Genomic DNA, 19,387 nt, shown 5'->3' with positions numbered 1-19,387 from the left:
TGACGGGGACAACTTTCGCAGAACGCACCTGGAACGTGGCTGCGACTCACCACTTGCGACGCACCAGTTCTGTCCAGCGCGCGGGTTTCGTCAGCCGCCCGTGGGAGGATGACGCCATGCCCGACCCGACGCCCCACGAGCCGTCGTTGGCCGAGCCGCTCCTGCACCGCGCGGCCCGCATCGAGGACGCCGTCCAGGAGTTCCGCGAGCACCGTGCACGCCGTCGCGGACTCGTCCCGACGGTGGTCCCGTACACCGGCTACGGCGCACCCGGTTGGGTGCGCATCCTCTGCCGTGTGCTGCTGACGCGCCGGGGTCTCGCCTCCGACGTCTCCTACGCCGGAGTCCGCGGCTGGAAGAGCTTCACGAGCGTCGCCGTCGACCACGCCGAGGTCACCGTCACCGCCGGCGGCGTCTCCCACGTGGTGCAGACCGACCGTGGCGGCGTCGTCGACACCATCGTCCCGATCGACCTCGAGCCCGGCTGGCGCACCGTACGGCTGTCGGCGGGCGGCGGGCGCGACGTCGAGGCCGACGTGTTCGTCGTGCACCCGGACACCCGCTTCGGGCTGCTGTCCGACATCGACGACACCGTGATGGTGACCTCGCTCCCCCGCCCCATGCTCGCCGCCTGGAACTCGTTCGTCCTGACCGAGCACGCCCGCCGCCCCGTGCCCGGCATGTCCGTGCTGTACGAACGGATCCTCGCGCAGCACCCCGGTTCCCCGACGGTCTACCTGTCGACCGGAGCGTGGAACGTCGCGCCGACGCTGCAGCGCTTCCTGTCGCGCAACATGTACCCGTCCGGCACGCTCCTGCTCACCGACTGGGGTCCCACCCACGACCGGTTCTTCCGCAGCGGGCAGCTGCACAAACAGGAGAACCTGCGCCGGCTCGCGAAGGACTTCCCGGACATCCGCTGGCTCCTGGTCGGCGACGACGGACAGCACGACGAGAGCCTCTACGGCGACTTCTCGCGGGAGCACCCGGACAACGTCGCGGGCGTCGCCATCCGGCAGCTGTCCACGAGCGAAGCGGTCCTGGCCGGCGGACGCTCGCGGGCGCAGGAACGCTCCCGTGACTCGTCGGCACCCTGGGTGTACGCACCGGACGGCGCCGGTCTGTGGAGCGAGCTCGCGCGGGTCGGCATCATCGAGTCCGACGCCTCCGACCCGGCCTGAGCGACCCTTCATCACGTTCTCGGCCCGGAGCCCCCGTCGCCGACCGCGGCGCTCGGGCACCGGGTGTTCGATCGGTCCATGAGCACCGAGCCGGCCGCACCGCCCGAAGCCGCACCACACCCAGCCGCACCACGCCCAGCAGCACCACGCCCAGCCGCACCGCACACACCGCCGAACCGCATCGAGGACCACGCCCTGATCGGCGACACCGGCACCGCTGCCCTGGTCGGCCGCGACGGGACCATCGACTGGGCGTGCCTGCCACGCTTCGACAGCTCGTCCACCTTCGCCTCACTGCTCGGCACGGAGGACCACGGCCACTGGACCCTGCGACCCGTCGACGACGAGGCCACGGCCGAGTGGCGGTACCACGGCGACACCCTGGTGCTCTCGACCGTGTGGACCACCCGTGACGGTGTGGTCGAGGTCACCGAGTTCATGCCCGTCGGCGCGCACCGCCCCTCGATCGTCCGCCGGGTGCGCGGGCTCCGTGGCACCGTCGAACTCCGGCAGACGCTCCGGATCCGGTTCGACTACGCACGGGCCCTGCCGTGGATCCGGCAGATCGGGGACGACGACGAACCGGCGCTGCTCGCGACGGCCGGTCCGGGCTCGGTGATCGTGCGGGGACCGCAGTTCCGCGCCGACGACCACCGGCACACCGCCGTCACGACGATCCACGACGGCGACGTGCTCGACACGGTGCTCACCTGGTACCCGTCGCACCGCGAGCCGCCGGAGCCACTCGACGTCGACGCGGCCCTCGCCCACACGGTGCAGTGGTGGACGGCGTGGACCGCCCCGGCGCAGACCACCGGTCGGTACGCAGACGCCGCACGACGGTCGCTGGTGTTCCTCCGCGCGATGACCCACGGCGACACCGGTGGCGTCGTCGCCGCCGCGACCACGGGCCTGCCGGAGGACCCGGGCGGCGAACGCAACTGGGACTACCGCTACGTGTGGCTGCGCGACGCCTCCCTCGCGCTCGCATCGCTCATCGCCCACGGCTACCGCGACGAGGCCACGCACTGGCGCGGCTGGCTGCTGCGCGCGATCGCGGGCGACCCCGCAGACGTGCAGATCATGTACGGCATCGCCGGCGAACGCGAGCTGCCCGAACGTGAGCTGCCCGAGCTGCCCGGGTACCTCGGCTCGACGCCCGTGCGCGTCGGCAACGGCGCCTCGACGCAGTACCAGGGCGACGTCTTCGGCGAGGTGCTCGCGGCACTGCACGACGCCCGCGAGCTCGGGGTCGAGGAGAACGCCGACTCCTGGGCGCTGCAGCGGGCACTGCTCGGCTACGTCGAGGAGCACTGGCAGGAGCCGGACAACGGCATCTGGGAGATGCGGGGGCCGCGGCGCAGCTTCACGCACTCGCGGGTGATGATCTGGGCCGCGTTCGACCGTGGGGTCGCCGCGGTCGAGGAGTTCGGCCTCGAGGGCCCCGTCGACCGTTGGCGCACCCTGCGCGACACCGTCCGCGCCGAGATCGAGGAGCACGGCTGGAACGCCGAGCGCGGTTCGTTCCGCCAGCACTACGACACCGACGAGGTCGACGCGAGCCTGCTCGTCCTGCCGCAGGTCGGGTTCTGCCGCGCCGACGACCCCCGGATGACGGGCACTGTTCGCGCCATCGAGGAGGACCTGCGCGTCGGCGACGACGGCCTCGTGCTCCGCTACCGCACGACGGCAGGCTTCGACGGGCTGTCCGGCGCCGAGCACCCGTTCCTGGCGTGCTCGTTCTGGCTGGTGGAGCAGTACGCCGCCTCGGGCCGGGTCGAGGACGCCGAGCGCCTGATGGACGTGCTCGTCGGGTACGCCAACGACGTCGGCATGCTCTCGGAGGAGATCGACGTCGCCACCGGGCACCACATCGGCAACACCCCGCAGGTGCTGTCGCACCTGACGCTCGTGTCGGCAGCGGACGCCATCGAGCGCGCCCGTGGCGCGACCGTCGGGCACCGCACGCGGTTGCCCGTCCACGACGGCGGCACCCGGTCGTGGACGGGCGAGGGTGAGCGCGCCGGCTCCCCCGCCTGATGCGTCCCGCGATGCCCTGATGGCGACTCCACGACGGACGGGAGGCCCGGTGCCAGCTGGCACCGGGCCTCCCGTCCGTCAGGGCGTCCGTTCAGGACGTCGGCAGCGCGTCCGTCAGGACGACGACTCCCAGTCCGCCGGGCCGCGCGAACCGGCGCGGTACTCCTCGAGCGGGACCTCGTCGGCCTTCCACGCGGCGACGACCGGCTCCACGATCTCCCAGCAGCGCTCGGCCACGTCGCCGCGGATGGAGAGCAGCGGGTCGTCGTGGAAGATCCCGTTCAGGACCTCGCCGTACGGGGTGAGCTCGCCGTCGCTGAACGACGACGACAGGGTGACCTGGCCCATCTCGAACGGGTTGCCACCGCCGTTGGCCGACACCGACAGCTCGATCTCGTCCGGGTTCAGGACGATGCGGAGCGTGTCCGCCTTCGGGCGACCGCTCAGACCGGAGGGCAGACGCGTGACCGGCTTGAAGGTGATCAGCACCTCCTTCCGGCTGTTGCCGAGTGCCTTACCGGACCGCAGCGTGAACGGAACGCCCTTCCAGCGAGCCGTGTCGACCTCGACCGAGATCTCGGCGAGCGTCTCGGTGCTCCGCGACTTGTCGACGCCGTCCTCGTCCTGGTACGACGGCAGTTCCTTGCCGTCGATCGTGCCGGCCGTGTAGACGGCGCGACGCGACGCGATCTTCGGGTCGCCGCCCTTGAGCTGGGTCGAACGGAGCACCCGGGCCAGGGACGAGCGGAATTCGACCGCGTCGATGTCCGCCGGGGCGTCCATCGTCACGATGCCGAGGATCTGCAGCAGGTGCGACTGGATCATGTCGACCATCGCGCCGGCCTCGTCGTAGTACTGGGCGCGGTTCTCGAGACCGAGGGTCTCGTCGTAGAAGATGTCGACCTTCTCGATGTTCTCGGCGTTCCAGATGGGCTCGAACAGGCGGTTCGCGAAGCGCAGACCGATGATGTTCAGCACCGTGGTGCGGCCGAGGAAGTGGTCGGTGCGGTGCACGCGGTCCTCGGGGACGAGCTTGAGCACCGTCTCGTTGAGGGCCTGGGCGCTGGCGACGTCGGTGCCGAAGGGCTTCTCGAAGGCCAGGGTCGTGCCCTCGGGGAGCTCGACGTGCTCGAGCGCCTCGCAGATGTCGGAGGCGATCTGCGGAGGGAGCGCGAAGTACAGGATCGGCTCGGAGTCGGCCGCGGCCAGGAGCGCCTCGAGGTGCTTCGGGTCGGTGGGATCGCCCTGGATGAACTGCGTCGACTCGATGGTCGCGTCGACCTCCGGCCCCTTGACGTCCTGCGACGCGAAGGACTGCGTGACGATGTCCTTCCACTTCTCGGGGCTGCGCTCGCTGCGGCCCGTGCCGATCAGCTGCACGGGGACGGCACGGCCGCTCTGCAGGAACGTGCCGAGGCCCGGCAGGAGCAGGCGGGAGGCGAGGTCGCCCGTCGCGCCGAAGATGATGAGGGTGCGCTTGTCGGTCACCTGAGGTGACTCCTTTCGCTGTGGTGGGAGGTCCGCTCCAGTCAAGTCGCGGGCGGGCCCGTTTGTTCCGGATCGGGACCGGAGATCGTCTCCTGGACGCACTTCGGGCGGCACCGTTCTGGTGCCGCCCGAAGTGTCAGGTGCGCTGCAGCGCCGGGTCAGTGCCCGAAGTTGCCGCGGTAGTACTCGTAGACCCAGCCGACCAGGGTGATCGCCACGAGGACGAGTCCGATCGGGACGATCCACAGGCCGGCGGCCACACCGAGGAAGCAGACGGCGACCGCGGCGGCCAGCAGGATCGGCCACCACGACCAGGGGCTGAAGTGCCCGAGCTCGGCGTCGCCGTCCTCGATGTTGGCGTCGGGACGGTCCTCGGGCAGGACCCCGCCCTGGGACGACATGACCTTGCCGAGGTAGAAGGCGATGAACGCCGACATCAGGCCGGTCAGGCCGATCGCCACGGTGCCCACCCACTCGGGCTCGCCGTAGTAGATCATCGCCCACGTGGTGTAGGCGGCGTCCGCCAGGATGAAGAACCCGAAGAGGATCCAGAACAGGTTGGTGTTCGCGCGCATGGCGTTACTTCACCTCGCCCTTCGCGGCGTCGTAGGTCGGGGCATCGGGGGCGTCCTTCGCGGGACCCACACCGATCGGCACACCGGCCTCGGGGTGGTTCAGGTCGAAGGCCGGGGACTCCGAACGGATACGCGGGATCGACGTGAAGTTGTGGCGCGGCGGCGGGCAGGAGGTAGCCCACTCGAGCGAGCGGCCGTAGCCCCACGGGTCGTTCACGGCGACCTTCGGTGCGTTCCGGGCGGTCACGTAGACGTTGAAGATGAACGGCAGGAACGAGATCGCGAGGATCATCGAGCCGATCGTCGACAGCTGGTTCATCCAGGTGAAGCCGTCGTTCGGCAGGTAGGTCGCGTAGCGACGCGGCATGCCGATGACGCCCAGCCAGTGCTGGATGAGGAACGTGGTGTGGAACCCGATGAACAGGAGCCAGAAGTGGATCTTGCCGAGACGCTCGTTGAGCATCTTGCCGGTCCACTTCGGCCACCAGAAGTAGAAGCCGGAGAACATCGCGAACACGACGGTTCCGAAGACCACGTAGTGGAAGTGCGCGACGACGAAGTACGAGTCGGACACGTGGAAGTCGAGCGGCGGCGACGCCAGGATGACACCGGTCAGACCACCGAAGGTGAAGGTGATCAGGAAGCCGAGGGCCCAGAGCAGCGGCGTCTCGAACGTGACCGAACCGCGCCACATCGTGCCGACCCAGTTGAAGATCTTCACGCCGGTCGGGACCGCGATGAGCATCGTCATGAGCGAGAACCACGGGAGCAGGACTCCGCCGGTGACGTACATGTGGTGCGCCCACACCGTGACCGAGAGGGCCGCGATGGAGATGGTCGCGTAGACCAGGGTCTTGTACCCGAAGATCGGCTTGCGGCTGAACACCGGGAAGACCTCGGAGACGATGCCGAAGAACGGCAGCGCGATGATGTAGACCTCGGGGTGCCCGAAGAACCAGAACAGGTGCTGCCAGAGCAGGGCCCCGCCGTTGGCCGGGTTGAAGATCTGCGCGTCGAACACGCGGTCGAGCCCGAGGCCGAAGAGCGCCGTCGCGAGGACCGGGAAGGCCATCAGGACGAGGAGCGCCGTCACGAGGGTGTTCCACGTGAAGATCGACATGCGGAACATGGTCAGACCCGGGGCACGCATCGTGATGATCGTGGTGATGAAGTTCACCGCGCCGAGGATCGTCGAGAAGCCGGTCATGCCGAGCCCGAAGACCCAGAGTGTGCCGCCGAGCCCTGGTGTGAACGTCGTGTCACTCAGTGGCGCGTAGGCGAACCACCCGAACGAGGCAGCACCCTGCGGGGTGAGGAAGCCGCCGACCGCGATGAGCGAGCCGAACAGGTAGAGCCAGAAGGCGAAGCCGTTGAGTCGCGGGAAGGCGACGTCCGGCGCACCGATCTGGAGCGGCATGATCGCGTTCGCGAAGCCCGAGAACAGCGGCGTCGCGAACATCAGCAGCATGATCGTGCCGTGCATCGTGAACAGCTGGTTGTACTGCTCCTTCGTCGCGACCACGTGCAGGCCGGGTTCGAAGAGCTGGGCACGGATCACGAGGGCCATCACACCTGCGAGCAGGAAGAAGATGAACGACGCGATCAGGTACATGTACCCGATGGTCTTGTGGTCGGTGGAGGTGATCCACCGGACGACGATGTTGCCCTTCCGACCCACCTTCGACGCCTGGAAGTCCGGCGACGAGGTCTGGGTCGGTTGGCCGACGAGTGACGTTGTCATCTGACGAGCCCCTACTTGTTCTCGCTGGACGCCTCGACCGGCGCCTTGTTGTTCGGTTCGTTGGTGTTGGTGTTGTACTCGTCACCGAGCAGACCGACCTTGCCCTGGTCCTTCAGGGTGTCGAGGTAGTCCTGGTACTGCGCAGGCGTGACGACCTTCACCTGGAAGAGCATCAGCGAGTGGTACTCACCGCAGAGCTCCGCGCACTTGCCCTGGTACGTGCCGAGCTTCTCCGGGATGAAGTACTCCCAGTTGGTCTTGCCCGGGAGCATGTCCTTCTTGTAGAGGAAGTCGATGACCCAGAAGGAGTGGTCGACGTCGCGCGAGGAGAGCTCGATCGCGACCTTCTTGCCCTTCGGCAGGTAGAGGGTCGGCAGCTGCGACTCGTCGATCGCCCCGTTGGCGTTCTCTTCTTCCTGGGCCTGGATGCCCTGGTAGTAGACGCTCTCTTCGGGGTTGTCCTTGTTGATGTAGTTGAAGTCCCACGCCCAGCGCTTGCCGTACACGTGCACGGTGGCGTCGGGGTCGGCGAAGGGCTTCTCGATCGCGGCCTGGTCCTTCGCGGTGAAGGCGAAGAAGCCGAGCACGAGGATCAGCGGCACGATCGTGTAGAAGATCTCGAGCGGCATGTTGTACCGCATCTGCACGGGCAGGCCGGTCTGGCCCTTCCGGCGGCGGTAGACGATCGCGGCCCAGATGATCAGGCCCCAGACGATGAGACCGACGGCGAGGAGAACGACCCAGCTGGTGGTCCACAGGCCGACGATGCGGCTCGTGTGGTTGGTGACGTTCTTCGTCTCCTCCGTGCCGGGGAGCCATCCGTTCATCTGCTGCTGCGTGCAGCCAGCCAGTGCGATGACCAGACCGACGGCCACCGGGACGGCCGCCCAACGTATACGGCGATTCGAACGCACTGTTACCTCTCGCAAAAGACGTGAGCTTCGGAGGTCAGCCCGTCGAGTCCGACGGCGAGCCGCACGAAGGCGGCGCATGGCTGGCTCCCAGCTTGATTGGAACACTCCTAGCTTACTCGCAGCTCGGTACCGCTCGCGCACACACGACACGGTTCTGGCCTCGATCCGCACGTCTGCGGGCACGATTTGGCCCGGTCACACCGCGCCCCACCGGGCCACGTCCGGTCACACGAACGCGAGCGGGGAGCGACCGTTCCGGTCGCTCCCCGCTCGCGTGTCGGATCGCTGGCGATCAGTGGAAGCTGTCACCACAGGCGCAGCTGCCCTGCGCGTTCGGGTTGTCGATCGTGAAGCCCTGCTTCTGGATCGTGTCCTCGAAGTCGATCGTCGCGCCGTCCAGGTACGGGACGCTCATCTTGTCGACGACGACCTCGACCCCGTCGAACTCGGCGGTGACGTCACCGTCGAGCAGGCGCTCGTCGAAGTAGAGCTGGTAGATCAGGCCCGAGCAGCCACCGGGCTGGACGGCGAGGCGCAGGCGCAGGTCGTCGCGGCCCTCCTGCTCGAGCAGGCTCGCCACCTTGCCGGCAGCGGCGTCGCTCAGGAGGACGCCGTGCGACTGCGTTTCGGTCGCCGGTGCTTCGGTGATGGTGTCGCTCATCGCGCGTCTCCCTCCGGGCGGTGCTGGTCACCGCGCCTGGCGTCGATTGTAAGCACCCTCAGCTGCGCGTCGCGAGCCTGGCGAGCAGGATCGTCTCCGACGCGATGGCACGGTGCAGGACACCGAGGTGCTGCGACTCGTTCGGGCTGTGGGCGCGCGTGTCCGGGTCCTCGACGCCGGTGACCAGGATCTGCGCGTCCGGGAACTCCGCGGCGAGGTCGGAAACGAACGGGATCGACCCGCCGATGCCCTGCTCGACCGCCTCGGCGCCCCAGCCCTCCCGCATGGCCGTTCGGGCCTCCTGGACGGCCCAGCCGGCGGTGTCGACGAGGAACCCGTCGCCGCTGTCCGGCTCGGTGATCTCCATCCGTGCGCCGAACGGGACGTGCTCGCGCAGGTGCCGCTCGACGGCCGCGGACGCCTGCCTGGCGTCCTGACCGGGGGCGACGCGGACCGAGACCCGTGCCGAGACCGTGGGCAGCAGGGTGTTCGAGGCGTTCGCGACGCTCGGCACGTCCATGCCGGTCACCGTGATCGACGGCTGGAACCACATGCGCGACAGCACGGCGCCGGTGCCGATCGGGCGGACACCGGGCACGAGCGCGGCGTCGACGGCGAGTTCGTCCTCGGTGCGCTCCGGCACGTCGGCCTCGTACGAGGACAGCCCCTCGACGGCGACCGAACCGTCGGCGTCGTGCAGCGAGGCGAGCAGCCGCACCATGGGGATCATCGCGTCCGGGGCCGCTCCCCCGAACATGCCGCTGTGGCTGGCGTGCTCGAGCGTGGTCAGGGTGAGCTTGAAGGTGACGTTGCCGCGCAGGGAGACCGTGATCGACGGGACCTCGGTGGACCAGTTGTCGCTGTCCGCCACGACGATGACGTCGGCGGCGAGGTGCTCCTTCTGCTCGCGCAGGAACGTGCGGAACGAGCGGGAGCCGAACTCCTCCTCGCCCTCGACGAAGAGCACGATCCCGAGGTCGAGGTCGTCACCGAACTGGGCGTGCACCGCGCGGAGCGACGCGATGTGCGTCATCACGCCGGCCTTGTCGTCCGAGGCACCGCGGCCGTACAGGCGGTCGCCGCGTAGGGTCGGCTTGAACGGCGGCGTCTCCCACAGGGCCTCGTCGCCCTGCGGCTGCACGTCGTGGTGGGCGTAGAGCATCACCGTCGGCTTGCCGTTCCGCGCCGGGCGCACCGCGAGCACCGCGGGCTGGCCGAGCTCGGTCTCCGCGTCGGCCTCGGCGACGTCGGCCGTCGACCCGGACACCGCGGACCGCACGATCCGGACGTCGTCCGCTCCGAAGACCCCGGTCGACCGGGCGAGGTCCGCGACGGCCTCGGCACTCGCGCGCACGTTCGACGCGTCGAAGGCCGACCAGGACACCGACGGCAGGCGCACCAGCGCGGACAGGTCGGCGATCGTCGTGGGCAGTGCACCCTGCACGTGTTCGCGCAGGGCGTCGAGGAGCGCGGGGTCGGTCGCGGGGCTGTGCTGTTCGCTGTCGGTCATGCCCGGTAATCTAGAGGAGATCCCGCACGCACACCGCCGTTAGGAACGCACCGTGGCGAAGGCAGCCCCCAAGACCAACACGACCGTCAACCCGACCGAGGCCGAGCTCCTCGAGCAGGGCAAGGGCCGCCCCACGCCGTCCCGCCGCGAGCGAGAGGCAGCGAACCGCCGCCCCCTCGTCGGCAACACGCCGGTCGACAAGAAGGCCGCCCGTGCCCGCCTCAACTCGGAGCGCGAGCGCGCCCGGGTCGGCATGGCCAACGGCGAGGAGCGCTACCTGCCGGCGAAGGACCGTGGTGAGCAGCGACGCTTCGTCCGCGACTGGATCGACGCCCGCTGGAACGTCGGCGAGGTCATGATGCCCGTGCTCGTGCTGTTCCTCATCGTCGGGTTCGCGGCCGCGCAGACCGTCATCGCCTCCTACTCGCTCCTGCTGGTGTGGGCGTTCGTGGCGCTGTTCATCATCGACTGCGTGGTGCTGTGGCTGTCGCTCCGCCGCAAGCTCACCAACAAGTTCGGCGAGTTCCAGCGCGGCACGTTCCTCTACATCCTCACGCGGGCGTGGCAGCTGCGCTTCCTGCGGCTGCCGAAGCCCCAGGTCCGGCGTCGGCAGTACCCCACCCTCTAGCTCTACGCACACGACGAAGCGCCGCCCGGCCTGCCGGGCGGCGCTTCGTCGTTCCCATTCCCTTGTTCCCCGCTCCCACGCTCCGCATCGGCGATCGAGTGAGCAGAACACGACGGGTCGACTGGCGAGCCACGGCGTGTTCTGCTCACCCGATGGCGCAGGCGCGCCCCCAGGACGGACTGGAGGCCCGTGGCGGTGTCGCCACGGGCCTCCAGTCCGTCAGGTGGTCGCGTCTACCGCGCGGCGCGACGCAGCCGCCGACGGCGCAGCCGGTTGATGCGCGCGGCCCAGGTCGGTCCCTCGTAGAGGAACGCCGTGTAGCCCTGCACGAGCGTGGCTCCCGCGTCGATGCGGTCCTGCACGTCCTGCTCGGTGGTCACACCACCGACGGCGATGACGCAGAAGTCGGCGGGCACCGCGGCGCGGACGCGACGCAGGACCTCGAGCGAGCGGACGGCGACCGGCGCGCCGGAGAGGCCCCCGGCACCCATCGCCTCGACATCGGACGGATCCGCCGTCAGCCCGTCGCGGGAGATCGTCGTGTTGTTCGCGATCACCCCGGACAGCCCGAGCTCGACCGCGAGGCCCGCGATCGCGTCGATCTGCTCGTCGGTCAGGTCCGGCGCGATCTTGACGAGCACCGGCGTCCGGCCGGCGGCGTCGCGCACCGCGGACAGCAGCGGTCGGAGCTGGTCGAGTTCCTGCAGTCCGCGCAGACCGGGCGTGTTCGGCGAGCTGACGTTGACCGCCAGGTAGTCCGCGAACGTCGCGAGCCGACGGGTGGACTCGAGGTAGTCGTCGATGGCGTCCTCGACGGAGACGACCCGGCTCTTGCCGATGTTCACGCCGATGACCGGTCGGCCGGGGTTGCGGCGGGCGCGCTCGAGGCGTCGGGCGGCCGCTGCGGCGCCGTGGTTGTTGAAGCCCATGCGGTTGATCAGGGCGCGGTCGCCGATCAGCCGGAACAGGCGCGGGCGCTCGTTGCCGGGCTGCGGCTTGGCGGTGATGGTGCCGACCTCGACGTGGCCGAAGCCGAGCAGGCCGAGACCGGCGATGCCGCGGGCGTCCTTGTCGAACCCGGCCGCCAGGCCGAAGCGCGACGGGAAGTGGATGCCCATCGTGGTGATGCCGTCGGCCGCCGCGGGACGGCAGTACCGCTCGACGACGCCGCTCAGGAACGGCACGCGGGGCAGCCCCGCGATGACGGCGAACGCCAGGTGGTGGGCGCGCTCGGGGTCCATGTTCGCGAACACGGAACGGAACACGACGCGGTAGCCGCCGCGCACGATCCGTTCGGCGATGCCGCTCACGCGCGCGTGCCGGACGGTGTGGACGACCCGGCGGCCGTGTCGGATGCCCCGTGGTGGTCGCGGCGGAGCTGGCCGATGGCGTCCTCGAAGTCCTCGAGCGAGTCGAACGCCTGGTAGACGCTCGCGAACCGCAGGTAGGCGACCTCGTCGAGCTCCCGGAGGGGTGCGAGGATCGCGAGGCCGATGTCGTTCGCGTCGATCTGGCTGGATCCGGAGGACCGCACGGTCTCCTCGACGCGCTGCGCGAGCACGGCCAGGTCACCGTCGGTGACCGGACGCCCCTGGCACGCCTTGCGGACGCCGGAGACGATCTTGTCGCGGCTGAACGGCTCGGTGACACCGTTGCGCTTCACGACGTTGAGCGATGCGGTCTCGGTGGTCGAGAACCGTCGACCGCAGTTGGGGCACTGTCGACGGCGGCGGATGGAGGTTCCGTCGTCGCTCGTCCGTGAGTCGACGACGCGGGAGTCCGGGTGGCGGCAGAAGGGGCAGAACATGTCGTTCCCCAGGCTATCGGTTCGTGCGCTCCGTCACGGCGGCCCCGTGCGCGGGGAGCTGCTCCTCGGTGGACAGGGCGACGATGTGCGGCGCGACCTCGGCCAGGGCCTCGGGCGTGTACCGGACGATCTGCTGGGGTCGCAGGAACGTCGACGCGGACAGCCCGGACCCGAACCGGGCCTGGCCGCCGGTCGGCAGCACGTGGTTCGACCCGGCCAGGTAGTCCCCCAGGCTCACCGGCGTGCTCGGCCCGACGAACACCGCACCGGCGGCGTCGATGTCGGCCAGCACGGCGTCGTCGTCGACCGTCTGGATCTCGAGGTGCTCCGGCCCGTAGGCGTTGCTCACGGTCGCGGCGTCGGTCAGCGAGTCCACCAGGACGATCGCGGACTGCGGTCCGTCCAGGGCGGTCTGGAGGCGCGCAGCCGTCCCGAGCACCGCGGTGCGTTCCGGGATGGCCGCTTCCACCGCGTCGGCGAACTCCGCGGACGTCGTCACCAGCACGCTGCCGGCCTGCTCGTCGTGCTCGGCCTGGCTGATGAGGTCCGCGGCCACGAACCCGGCGTCGGCGGTGTCGTCCGCGATCACGAGGATCTCGGTCGCCCCGGCCTCGGAGTCGATGCCCACCACCCCGCGCACCAGGCGCTTGGCGGCGGCGACGTAGTTGTTGCCCGGACCGGTGACCAGGTCGACCGGCTCGAGGTCGATCTCGGCGACGCCGTACGCCAGCGCGCCGACGGCTCCGGCGCCGCCCATCGCGTAGACCTCGTCGATGCCGAGCAGCCCCGCCGCGGCGAGGATCGTCGGGTGCACCGCGCCGCCGTGGTCGCGCTGCGGCGGGGACACGAGGGCGATCGAGGGCACGCCCGCGACCTGGGCCGCGACGACGTTCATCACGACGCTGGACGGGTAGACGGCCTTGCCACCGGGCACGTAGAGCCCCACGCGGCGCATCGGCTGCCAGCGCTGGTGGACCTCGGCGCCGTCGGCCAGGGTGGTCACGGACGGGGCGGGGATCTGCGCAGCACTCGCGGCCCGGACGCGGCGGATGGCCTCGTCGAGGGCTGCCCGGACCTCAGGCGTGAGCCCGGCCACGGCTGCGGTGATCTCGGCGGCGGGCACCCGGACGTCCGCGGGAGCCCCGCCGTCGAAGCGCTCGGCCTGGTCGTGCAGGGCCGCGGCCCCACGGTGTCGGACGTCCTCGATCAACTCGCGCGCGGCGTCGACCGCGTGCGACACGTCACCCGCGGCGCGGGGCATGAGTCGGAGGAGTTCGGCACGGGCGGGGAGGCCGCCGCGGAGGTCGATTCGCTGCATCATGAGGGGTCCGATCCTACCGAGCCGAACGCCGACGCCCAGTAACGTGAGGGCTGATGAACTTCGAGAAGGCACGGCGCCTCGTGAGCGACCTCGTCCGGGTGAACGAGCGGTACGCCCGCGACGGCCACTACCGCAACGACGTCCGTGAGCGACTCGGCCGGACGGTGTCCCGGGTCGACGTCGGTGTGGCTCGGCGGGAACGCGATCGTGCGCCGCTGGCCGCGCGCCCGTTCGACGGCCTGGTGGAGACGAGCCTGTCGCTCGCCGGCATCCGCACCGTGGAACGCGATCCCGAGGTGGTGCTCGTGGTCGACGAACTCCGCGAGGGTGCCGCCTTCGCCGGGGTGCAGACCGCCCTGGCCGTCGCCCTCGCGCTCGGCGACCGGCTCGGCCGGCGGGTCCGCGTCGTCATGGTCCGGTGGACGACACCCGGCAACAGTGCCGCCGCAGCCGAGGCGCTCGTCGCCGACCGGTTCCCGGAGTCGCGCGTCGACGGACGTCCCGGCGTCCGCGTGGTCCGGCGCGAGGACGTCCTGGACACCGAGTTCGGCCGCGACGACGTCTGGGTCGCCACGCACTGGAAGACCGCGCACCCGATCGACGTCGCCGTCACCGCCGGGGTCGTCCCCCGACACCGCGTCGTGTACCTGGTGCAGGACTACGAACCCGGCTTCAGCCCGTGGTCGACCGAGTACGCGGTCGCTGCCTCGACCTACCGCGCCGGCTTCCGCATGCTCGTGAACTCCGAGCCGCTGCGCCGGTACCTGGCCGACGTCGAGGGCCTCGAGGTCCCCTCCGAGCACACCTTCGCACCGCACCTCGACCTCGAGCTGCTCGAACGCGTGGCCGCTGCCCGCAAGCACGAGGACGTGGTCCGGGTCCTCTTCTACGGCCGTCCGAGCAAGCACCGGAACCTGTTCCGCCTCGGCGTCGCCGCGCTGCGGGTCGCGGTGCAGGAGCTGGCCGACGACGGTATCCGGGTCGAGTTCCACTCGGCCGGTGAACAGCACGGCGACGTCGAGCTGGACGGGGGCCGAGGCGACGTGAAGCTCGTCTCGCACGGCACCATGCCCTGGGACGACTACTTCCGGTTCATCGCATCGACGAACGTGGTGCTGTCGCTCCAGCACAGCCCGCACCCGAGCCACCCGCCGTTCGACGGCGCGGTGTCCGGCGCACGCGTCGTGACGAACGAGTTCCGGGGCACCCGGGCGCACCTGCACCCGAACCTCGAGGCGGTCCCCGCCGACGCCCGTTCCCTCGGCCTGGCCGTCGCCGACGCCGTCCGGCAGGCAGCTGCGGACGGCCCGACCGGGCACGTGCCCCTGGCCGCGGGGGTGCTCGGTGGCCCGCTGGGGACCGCCGTCGACGCCCTCGCACGTGCACTCGAAGCAGAGGAGTCCACCCGATGACCCGCTCCACCCTCGTCGTCGTGCCTGTGTACGGCGACCTCGACTCCCTGCTGCGGTGCTTCGACGGGCTCCTCGAGCACCTCGACACCGAGCGGCACCGCGCCCTGTTCGTCAACGACTGCGGGCCCGATGCGGACACCATCGAGCGGGCGCTGCTCGACCGGATCGGCGACCGCCCCGGGTTCCGGTACGAGCGGAACGACCACAACCTCGGGTTCGTCGGCACGTGCAACCGTGCTGTGGACGAACTCGACCGCGGTGCCGACGAGCCCGACACCGAGGCCGTCCTGCTCCTCAACAGCGACGCCGTGCCGACGGCGGGGTTCCTCGACGCGATGCTCGCGGTCCTCGACGAGGACCGCACCGGCGTCGTCACCGCGCGCAGTGACAACGCGACGATCGCGAGCATCCCCTACCGCCTGACCAACCGGGGTGCGGCCCGCACCGAGGACCGCACCCGACGGGTCTGGGACGAGCTCGCACCGCTGCTCCCGGTGTCCCAGGTCCTGCCCGTCGCGATGGGCTTCTGCTTCCTCACCCGCCGCGAGCTGATCGCCGAGCACGGTCTGTTCGACGAGGCCTTCGCGCCGGGTTACGGCGAGGAGAACGACTACTGCCTCCGGATCGCCGCCCACGGCTGGCTCGCCAAGATCGCCAACCGCGCGCTGGTCCTTCACGCCGGCGGCAAGAGCTTCTCCGGCAACCGCAGCGCGCTGCGCGCCGCGCACCAGCGCGTGCTCGAGGGTCGCTACCCGTTCCTGCCGGACGCAGTGGCCGCGTACCAGCGGCACGGCATGACGGCGACCGAGCGGTTCGCCGACGTCCTCGTCCCCTCGGGGCAGCGCCCGCGGCTCGCCGTGGACCTGCGGCACGTCGAGGACGCCGACACGCTCGTCCGCCAGGTCGACGCGGCCTTCGGGGACGGCTTCGACCTGGAGGCCCGGCTCCCCGCCGGTACGTCGGCACCGGCCGCGTGGACCGTCACCACCGGAGACCCCAGCCCGGACGACCTCGTCACGGTCGCCGTGCTCGTGGACCCGGCGCCCGCGGACGTCGTCGCGGCCAACCGGCGGGCGCTCCACCTGGTGGTCGTGCGGGCCGCGCAGAACGCGGTGCCGTGGTCGTCGCGAGCGCACCGGACGGGCGCCGACACCCTCGCGGCCGTCGTGGACCACTTCGCCGTGGTCGTCGCACCGGGCGCGGTCACCGACGCCCGTGCACGCATCGAGGATGCGCTGACGGCCCCGCTCGCGGGCACGGCCGACGCGCTCGAACGTCGGTGGGCGGCGCTGCTCCCCCTCGACCTCACGGCCGCCGACGTCGCCGCGGCCAGCGCAGCGGACGAGGTCGTGCGCCTGCGCCGGGAGCTCACCGACCTGCGCGCGAGCAGGTCCTTCCGCACCGGCCAGGCGATCGCGAAGGTCGCCGCACGACTGCCGGGGCGCCGCTGATGGCCGAGGCGAAGGGCATCGGCCGCGTCGCACGGCGCCTCGCCCGACCCTTCCGGGGCCCGGACCGACCACTGACCGTGACCGACCGGCTCGACCGCTGGGCCCGGCGGATCGCCGAGTTCGAGGTACTGGACCGCGCGTACTTCGAGGCACAGACCGGACGGACGTTCGACACCGACGCCGACGCCGTCGCGTTCTACGTGCACAACGACGGGCAGCGTGGGCTCTCGCTGCACCCGCTCATCGAGCACGAGTGGATGCGCGAGCACCAGCCCGTCCCCGCGATGTCCTGGTACGACGCCCTGCACCAGGAGGGCCCCGAGCTCTTCCAGACCGGGCCGCTCTTCGACGCAGGCGTGTACGCCGCCTCGGTGCCGGGAGCCGACCGCCCGGCGACCACGCTCGATGCGCTCCGGCACTTCCTGCGGAACGCGACCGACGCGACCACGCTCCCCGTGCCTCCAGGCCGCCGTGGCGACGCTCCCACCTGGGGCGCCGCACGCGACGCAGCCGCCGCCGATGCGCGCGCCTTCGCCGGTGCGCAGCACCGCACCCGGCGACGCTACCGGTCCACGTGGGACGGGCCCGAGGTCGCCGAGGCCCTCGGCCGGTACCCGCGCGGTGTCGCGCGGCGCGACGCGGAGCAACCGCTCGTGTCGATCGTGATGCCGGTGTACCAGCGCGCCGACGTGGTCGGTGCGGCGATCGCTTCGGTGCGAGCGCAGCAGCACACGAACTGGGAACTCCTCGTGGTCGACGACGGGTCCGGCGACAACACCGTCGACGTCGTGCGCGGGCTCGCTGCCGGAGACGGGCGCATCCGGCTCCTCGAGCGGGAGAACGGCGGTGCCGGCGCCGCACGGAACACCGGACTCGCGGCCGTGCGTGGCGACTTCGTCGCGTTCCTCGACGCCGACAACACCTGGCGTCCGGAACACCTGACCGCGGCCCTCGCGGCTCTGCTCGAGACCGACGGGCCCGCCGTGCACACGGGTCTGCGGATGGTCGGCGCGAACAACGCGGACGACCGGACCGCGCCCGTCGAGACGTACCGCGGCGAGGACGGCACGCTCGACGACCTGCTCGCCGGCAACTTCATCGACCTCAACGCGCTCGTGGTCCGCCGTGACGTCGCCGCAGGGGTCGGCCCGTTCGACGAGACGCTCCGACGCTGGATCGACTGGGAGTGGCTGCTCCGCATCGGGCAGCGGTTCGGGGTGCCCGCGTACGTGCCCGTCATCGGCGTCGACTACGACAACGTGCGGGACCAGCGACGGGTCTCCTCCGCCCAGCCCGCGTCGTGGCAGGAGGTCGCGCTCGCCCGCCACCGCATCGACTGGGACGCCCTGGCGTCCGCAGCACCGACGCGCGACACCGGACTCGTCTCGATCGTCGTCCCGGTGTTCCGCGACTGGACGATGACCCGGCGCGCAGTCGATGCCGTCCTCGGCGCGGCCGACCACGACGGCGACCGCGTCGAGGTCGTCCTGGTCGACAACGGCTCTCCGCGATCGGTCTCCGCGATCCTCGGTGCATGGTTCCGTGACGAACCCCGGGTGGTCCTGCAGCGCGAAGACCGGAACCGGAACTTCGCCCTGGGCAGCGACCTCGGACTCGCCCGGTCCTCGGGCGGCACCGTCGTCATGCTCAACAACGACACCGAGGTCACCACCGGCTGGCTGCGGCCGCTCGTCAGCGCGCTGGACGACCCGTCGGTCCTCGGCGCGCAGCCCCTGCTCGTGTACCCGGACGGCGTCGTGCAGGCCGCCGGCACGGTGTTCGGCGGGGACAAGGTGCTGCCCTGGCACTTCCTCGGCGAGCACCCGCGGCACGACGCCGACCGCGTGTTCGGGTCGGGCTCCGCCGGCGCAGTGCGGTTCTCGGCGATCACCGCAGCTGCCGCGGCGTTCCGTGCCGTCGACCTGATCCGCTGGCACGGGTTCGACCCCGTGTACGCCAACGGACTGGAGGACGTGGACCTGTGTCTCCGCGCACTGGCGGCGTCACCGGCGGGCTCCGCCTTCGTCGTCGTCCCGTCGTCGGTCGTCGTCCACCACGAGAGCCGCACGCCGGGCCGGGACGACGCCCGGGTCGACAACCGCCGCGTCTTCGACGAGCGCTGGCGCGGGCGCTACCCCGACGCCGACGCCGACGCCGTCGACCGGTACGACGCAGCCGGACTGCGCTACCTCGGAGTGGCCCCCGGGCTCCCCAAGGGCCACGGCGTGATGGTGCGGTCCTCGCGACCGGTCGTCGTCCGGGAGGAGGGGGCTGCTGGCTTCCGTGTCGCCGTCAAGCACGACGGCACGCGCGTCGCGGACGTGTCCGCACTGGTCATCGCACTCGAAGCCGCAGGACACGTGGTGCAGGTCGACATGCCGACGTCCTGGTACCGGGGATCCAGCGGGTTGGACGAGGTGACCGTGCTGGTCGTGGGGGCACCGTCTTCGGGGCCGGGTGGTTCGTCGTTCGTGCCGCAGCCGGGGGCGCGGAACGTCGTGTGGCTGGCGGAGGGGCAGTCCGTCGCGGAGGGGGACTTCGCCGTCGTGGTCGGTGCTGCAGCGGAGGCGGGGCAGGTCGTCCGGTCGCTGTGAGCGCTCCCTCGGCGCAGGTGGCGAGCGAACACCACGAGCCCGCTGAGCTGAGCGCGTTTCGATT

General features: G+C 70.9%; 15 protein-coding genes. 6 read left to right on the top strand and 9 right to left on the bottom strand.

The annotated features are described in order from the left end of the window. The first annotated feature begins 116 nt into the window (after window positions 1-116). Window positions 117-1,181, top strand: coding sequence for an App1 family protein (locus DEJ05_RS04080; RefSeq protein ID WP_110864632.1), 1,065 nt, complete (start codon window positions 117-119; stop codon window positions 1,179-1,181). A gap of 78 nt (window positions 1,182-1,259) precedes the next feature. After that, the gene (locus tag DEJ05_RS04075; protein WP_258376079.1) at window positions 1,260-3,221 is read left to right on the top strand and encodes a glycoside hydrolase family 15 protein; all 1,962 of its coding nucleotides are present in this window, start codon (window positions 1,260-1,262) and stop codon (window positions 3,219-3,221) included. A 114-nt stretch (window positions 3,222-3,335) separates the two neighbouring features. On the opposite strand, the gene DEJ05_RS04070 is transcribed toward DEJ05_RS04075, so the two are convergent. The 6 genes from DEJ05_RS04070 to DEJ05_RS04045 all read right to left on the bottom strand — a co-directional run bounded on the left by DEJ05_RS04070 (window position 3,336) and on the right by DEJ05_RS04045 (window position 10,110). Continuing rightward, complete coding sequence (locus DEJ05_RS04070) at window positions 3,336-4,709, bottom strand: glucose-6-phosphate dehydrogenase (RefSeq protein ID WP_111093058.1); 1,374 nt, start codon at window positions 4,707-4,709, stop codon at window positions 3,336-3,338. Window positions 4,710-4,867: 158 nt separating this feature from the next. After that, the gene (locus DEJ05_RS04065) at window positions 4,868-5,284 is read right to left on the bottom strand and encodes a cytochrome c oxidase subunit 4 (protein ID WP_027465267.1); all 417 of its coding nucleotides are present in this window, start codon (window positions 5,282-5,284) and stop codon (window positions 4,868-4,870) included. 4 nt (window positions 5,285-5,288) lie between these two features. Continuing rightward, complete coding sequence (gene ctaD / locus DEJ05_RS04060) at window positions 5,289-7,025, bottom strand: cytochrome c oxidase subunit I (protein WP_027465266.1); 1,737 nt, start codon at window positions 7,023-7,025, stop codon at window positions 5,289-5,291. Between the two features lie 11 nt (window positions 7,026-7,036). Then, window positions 7,037-7,939 carry a cytochrome c oxidase subunit II gene (gene coxB / locus DEJ05_RS04055; RefSeq protein WP_027465265.1) on the bottom strand — a complete coding sequence of 301 codons (903 nt, stop codon included), beginning with the start codon at window positions 7,937-7,939 and terminating at the stop codon, window positions 7,037-7,039. Window positions 7,940-8,231: 292 nt separating this feature from the next. After that, window positions 8,232-8,600: an iron-sulfur cluster assembly accessory protein gene (locus DEJ05_RS04050; protein ID WP_035808216.1), complete on the bottom strand. Its 369-nt coding sequence runs from the start codon at window positions 8,598-8,600 to the stop codon at window positions 8,232-8,234. Between the two features lie 58 nt (window positions 8,601-8,658). After that, a complete protein-coding gene (locus DEJ05_RS04045; RefSeq protein ID WP_111109797.1) occupies window positions 8,659-10,110 on the bottom strand; it encodes a dipeptidase in 1,452 nt (483 codons plus the stop codon). A 52-nt stretch (window positions 10,111-10,162) separates the two neighbouring features. On the opposite strand from DEJ05_RS04045, the gene DEJ05_RS04040 reads away from it, so the two are divergent. Further along, window positions 10,163-10,738 (top strand): DUF3043 domain-containing protein, encoded by a 576-nt coding sequence (locus DEJ05_RS04040; protein ID WP_111109796.1) that lies wholly within the window; start codon window positions 10,163-10,165, stop codon window positions 10,736-10,738. A 233-nt stretch (window positions 10,739-10,971) separates the two neighbouring features. Here the strand turns inward: DEJ05_RS04040 and DEJ05_RS04035 are convergent, their stop codons facing one another. From DEJ05_RS04035 to hisD, 3 genes are read right to left on the bottom strand one after another with little or no spacing between them, the layout of a single operon-like run. After that, window positions 10,972-12,048, bottom strand: coding sequence for a quinone-dependent dihydroorotate dehydrogenase (locus DEJ05_RS04035; RefSeq protein WP_111109795.1), 1,077 nt, complete (start codon window positions 12,046-12,048; stop codon window positions 10,972-10,974). Continuing rightward, the gene (gene nrdR / locus DEJ05_RS04030; protein WP_111054959.1) at window positions 12,045-12,545 is read right to left on the bottom strand and encodes a transcriptional regulator NrdR; all 501 of its coding nucleotides are present in this window, start codon (window positions 12,543-12,545) and stop codon (window positions 12,045-12,047) included. Before nrdR ends, DEJ05_RS04035 begins: the two co-directional genes overlap by 4 nt. 13 nt (window positions 12,546-12,558) lie before the next feature. Beyond that, entirely contained in the window at window positions 12,559-13,866 is a 1,308-nt protein-coding gene (hisD, locus tag DEJ05_RS04025; RefSeq protein WP_111109794.1) for a histidinol dehydrogenase, read from the bottom strand. A 53-nt stretch (window positions 13,867-13,919) separates the two neighbouring features. Between hisD and DEJ05_RS04020 the strand changes: the two genes are divergently transcribed. Genes DEJ05_RS04020 through DEJ05_RS04010 form a run of 3 tightly spaced genes read left to right on the top strand, consistent with a single transcriptional unit; the run spans window position 13,920 to window position 19,323 of the window. After that, window positions 13,920-15,278, top strand: a complete 1,359-nt coding sequence (locus DEJ05_RS04020) for a hypothetical protein (protein WP_111109793.1) — start codon at window positions 13,920-13,922, stop codon at window positions 15,276-15,278. Continuing rightward, window positions 15,275-16,729, top strand: coding sequence for a glycosyltransferase family 2 protein (locus DEJ05_RS04015; protein WP_111109792.1), 1,455 nt, complete (start codon window positions 15,275-15,277; stop codon window positions 16,727-16,729). The genes DEJ05_RS04020 and DEJ05_RS04015 overlap by 4 nt, the downstream gene beginning before the upstream one ends. After that, window positions 16,729-19,323 (top strand): glycosyltransferase, encoded by a 2,595-nt coding sequence (locus DEJ05_RS04010; RefSeq protein ID WP_111109791.1) that lies wholly within the window; start codon window positions 16,729-16,731, stop codon window positions 19,321-19,323. The genes DEJ05_RS04015 and DEJ05_RS04010 overlap by 1 nt, the downstream gene beginning before the upstream one ends. Window positions 19,324-19,387: the final 64 nt, after the last annotated feature.

The organism is Curtobacterium sp. MCLR17_045, assembly GCF_003234405.1.
Taxonomy (GTDB): Bacteria; Actinomycetota; Actinomycetes; order Actinomycetales; family Microbacteriaceae; genus Curtobacterium; species Curtobacterium flaccumfaciens.
This window is presented reverse-complemented; position numbering and strand designations above follow the sequence as displayed.

Coding starts and splice junctions, on each gene's coding strand:
- DEJ05_RS04080 (WP_110864632.1), top strand. CDS start 117: ATGCCCGACCCGACGCCCCACGAGCCGTCGTTGGCCGAGCCGCTCCTG.
- DEJ05_RS04075 (WP_258376079.1), top strand. CDS start 1,260: ATGAGCACCGAGCCGGCCGCACCGCCCGAAGCCGCACCACACCCAGCC.
- DEJ05_RS04065 (WP_027465267.1), bottom strand. CDS start 5,284: ATGCGCGCGAACACCAACCTGTTCTGGATCCTCTTCGGGTTCTTCATC.
- ctaD (WP_027465266.1), bottom strand. CDS start 7,025: ATGACAACGTCACTCGTCGGCCAACCGACCCAGACCTCGTCGCCGGAC.
- DEJ05_RS04050 (WP_035808216.1), bottom strand. CDS start 8,600: ATGAGCGACACCATCACCGAAGCACCGGCGACCGAAACGCAGTCGCAC.
- DEJ05_RS04045 (WP_111109797.1), bottom strand. CDS start 10,110: ATGACCGACAGCGAACAGCACAGCCCCGCGACCGACCCCGCGCTCCTC.
- nrdR (WP_111054959.1), bottom strand. CDS start 12,545: ATGTTCTGCCCCTTCTGCCGCCACCCGGACTCCCGCGTCGTCGACTCA.
- hisD (WP_111109794.1), bottom strand. CDS start 13,866: ATGATGCAGCGAATCGACCTCCGCGGCGGCCTCCCCGCCCGTGCCGAA.
- DEJ05_RS04020 (WP_111109793.1), top strand. CDS start 13,920: ATGAACTTCGAGAAGGCACGGCGCCTCGTGAGCGACCTCGTCCGGGTG.
- DEJ05_RS04015 (WP_111109792.1), top strand. CDS start 15,275: ATGACCCGCTCCACCCTCGTCGTCGTGCCTGTGTACGGCGACCTCGAC.
- DEJ05_RS04010 (WP_111109791.1), top strand. CDS start 16,729: ATGGCCGAGGCGAAGGGCATCGGCCGCGTCGCACGGCGCCTCGCCCGA.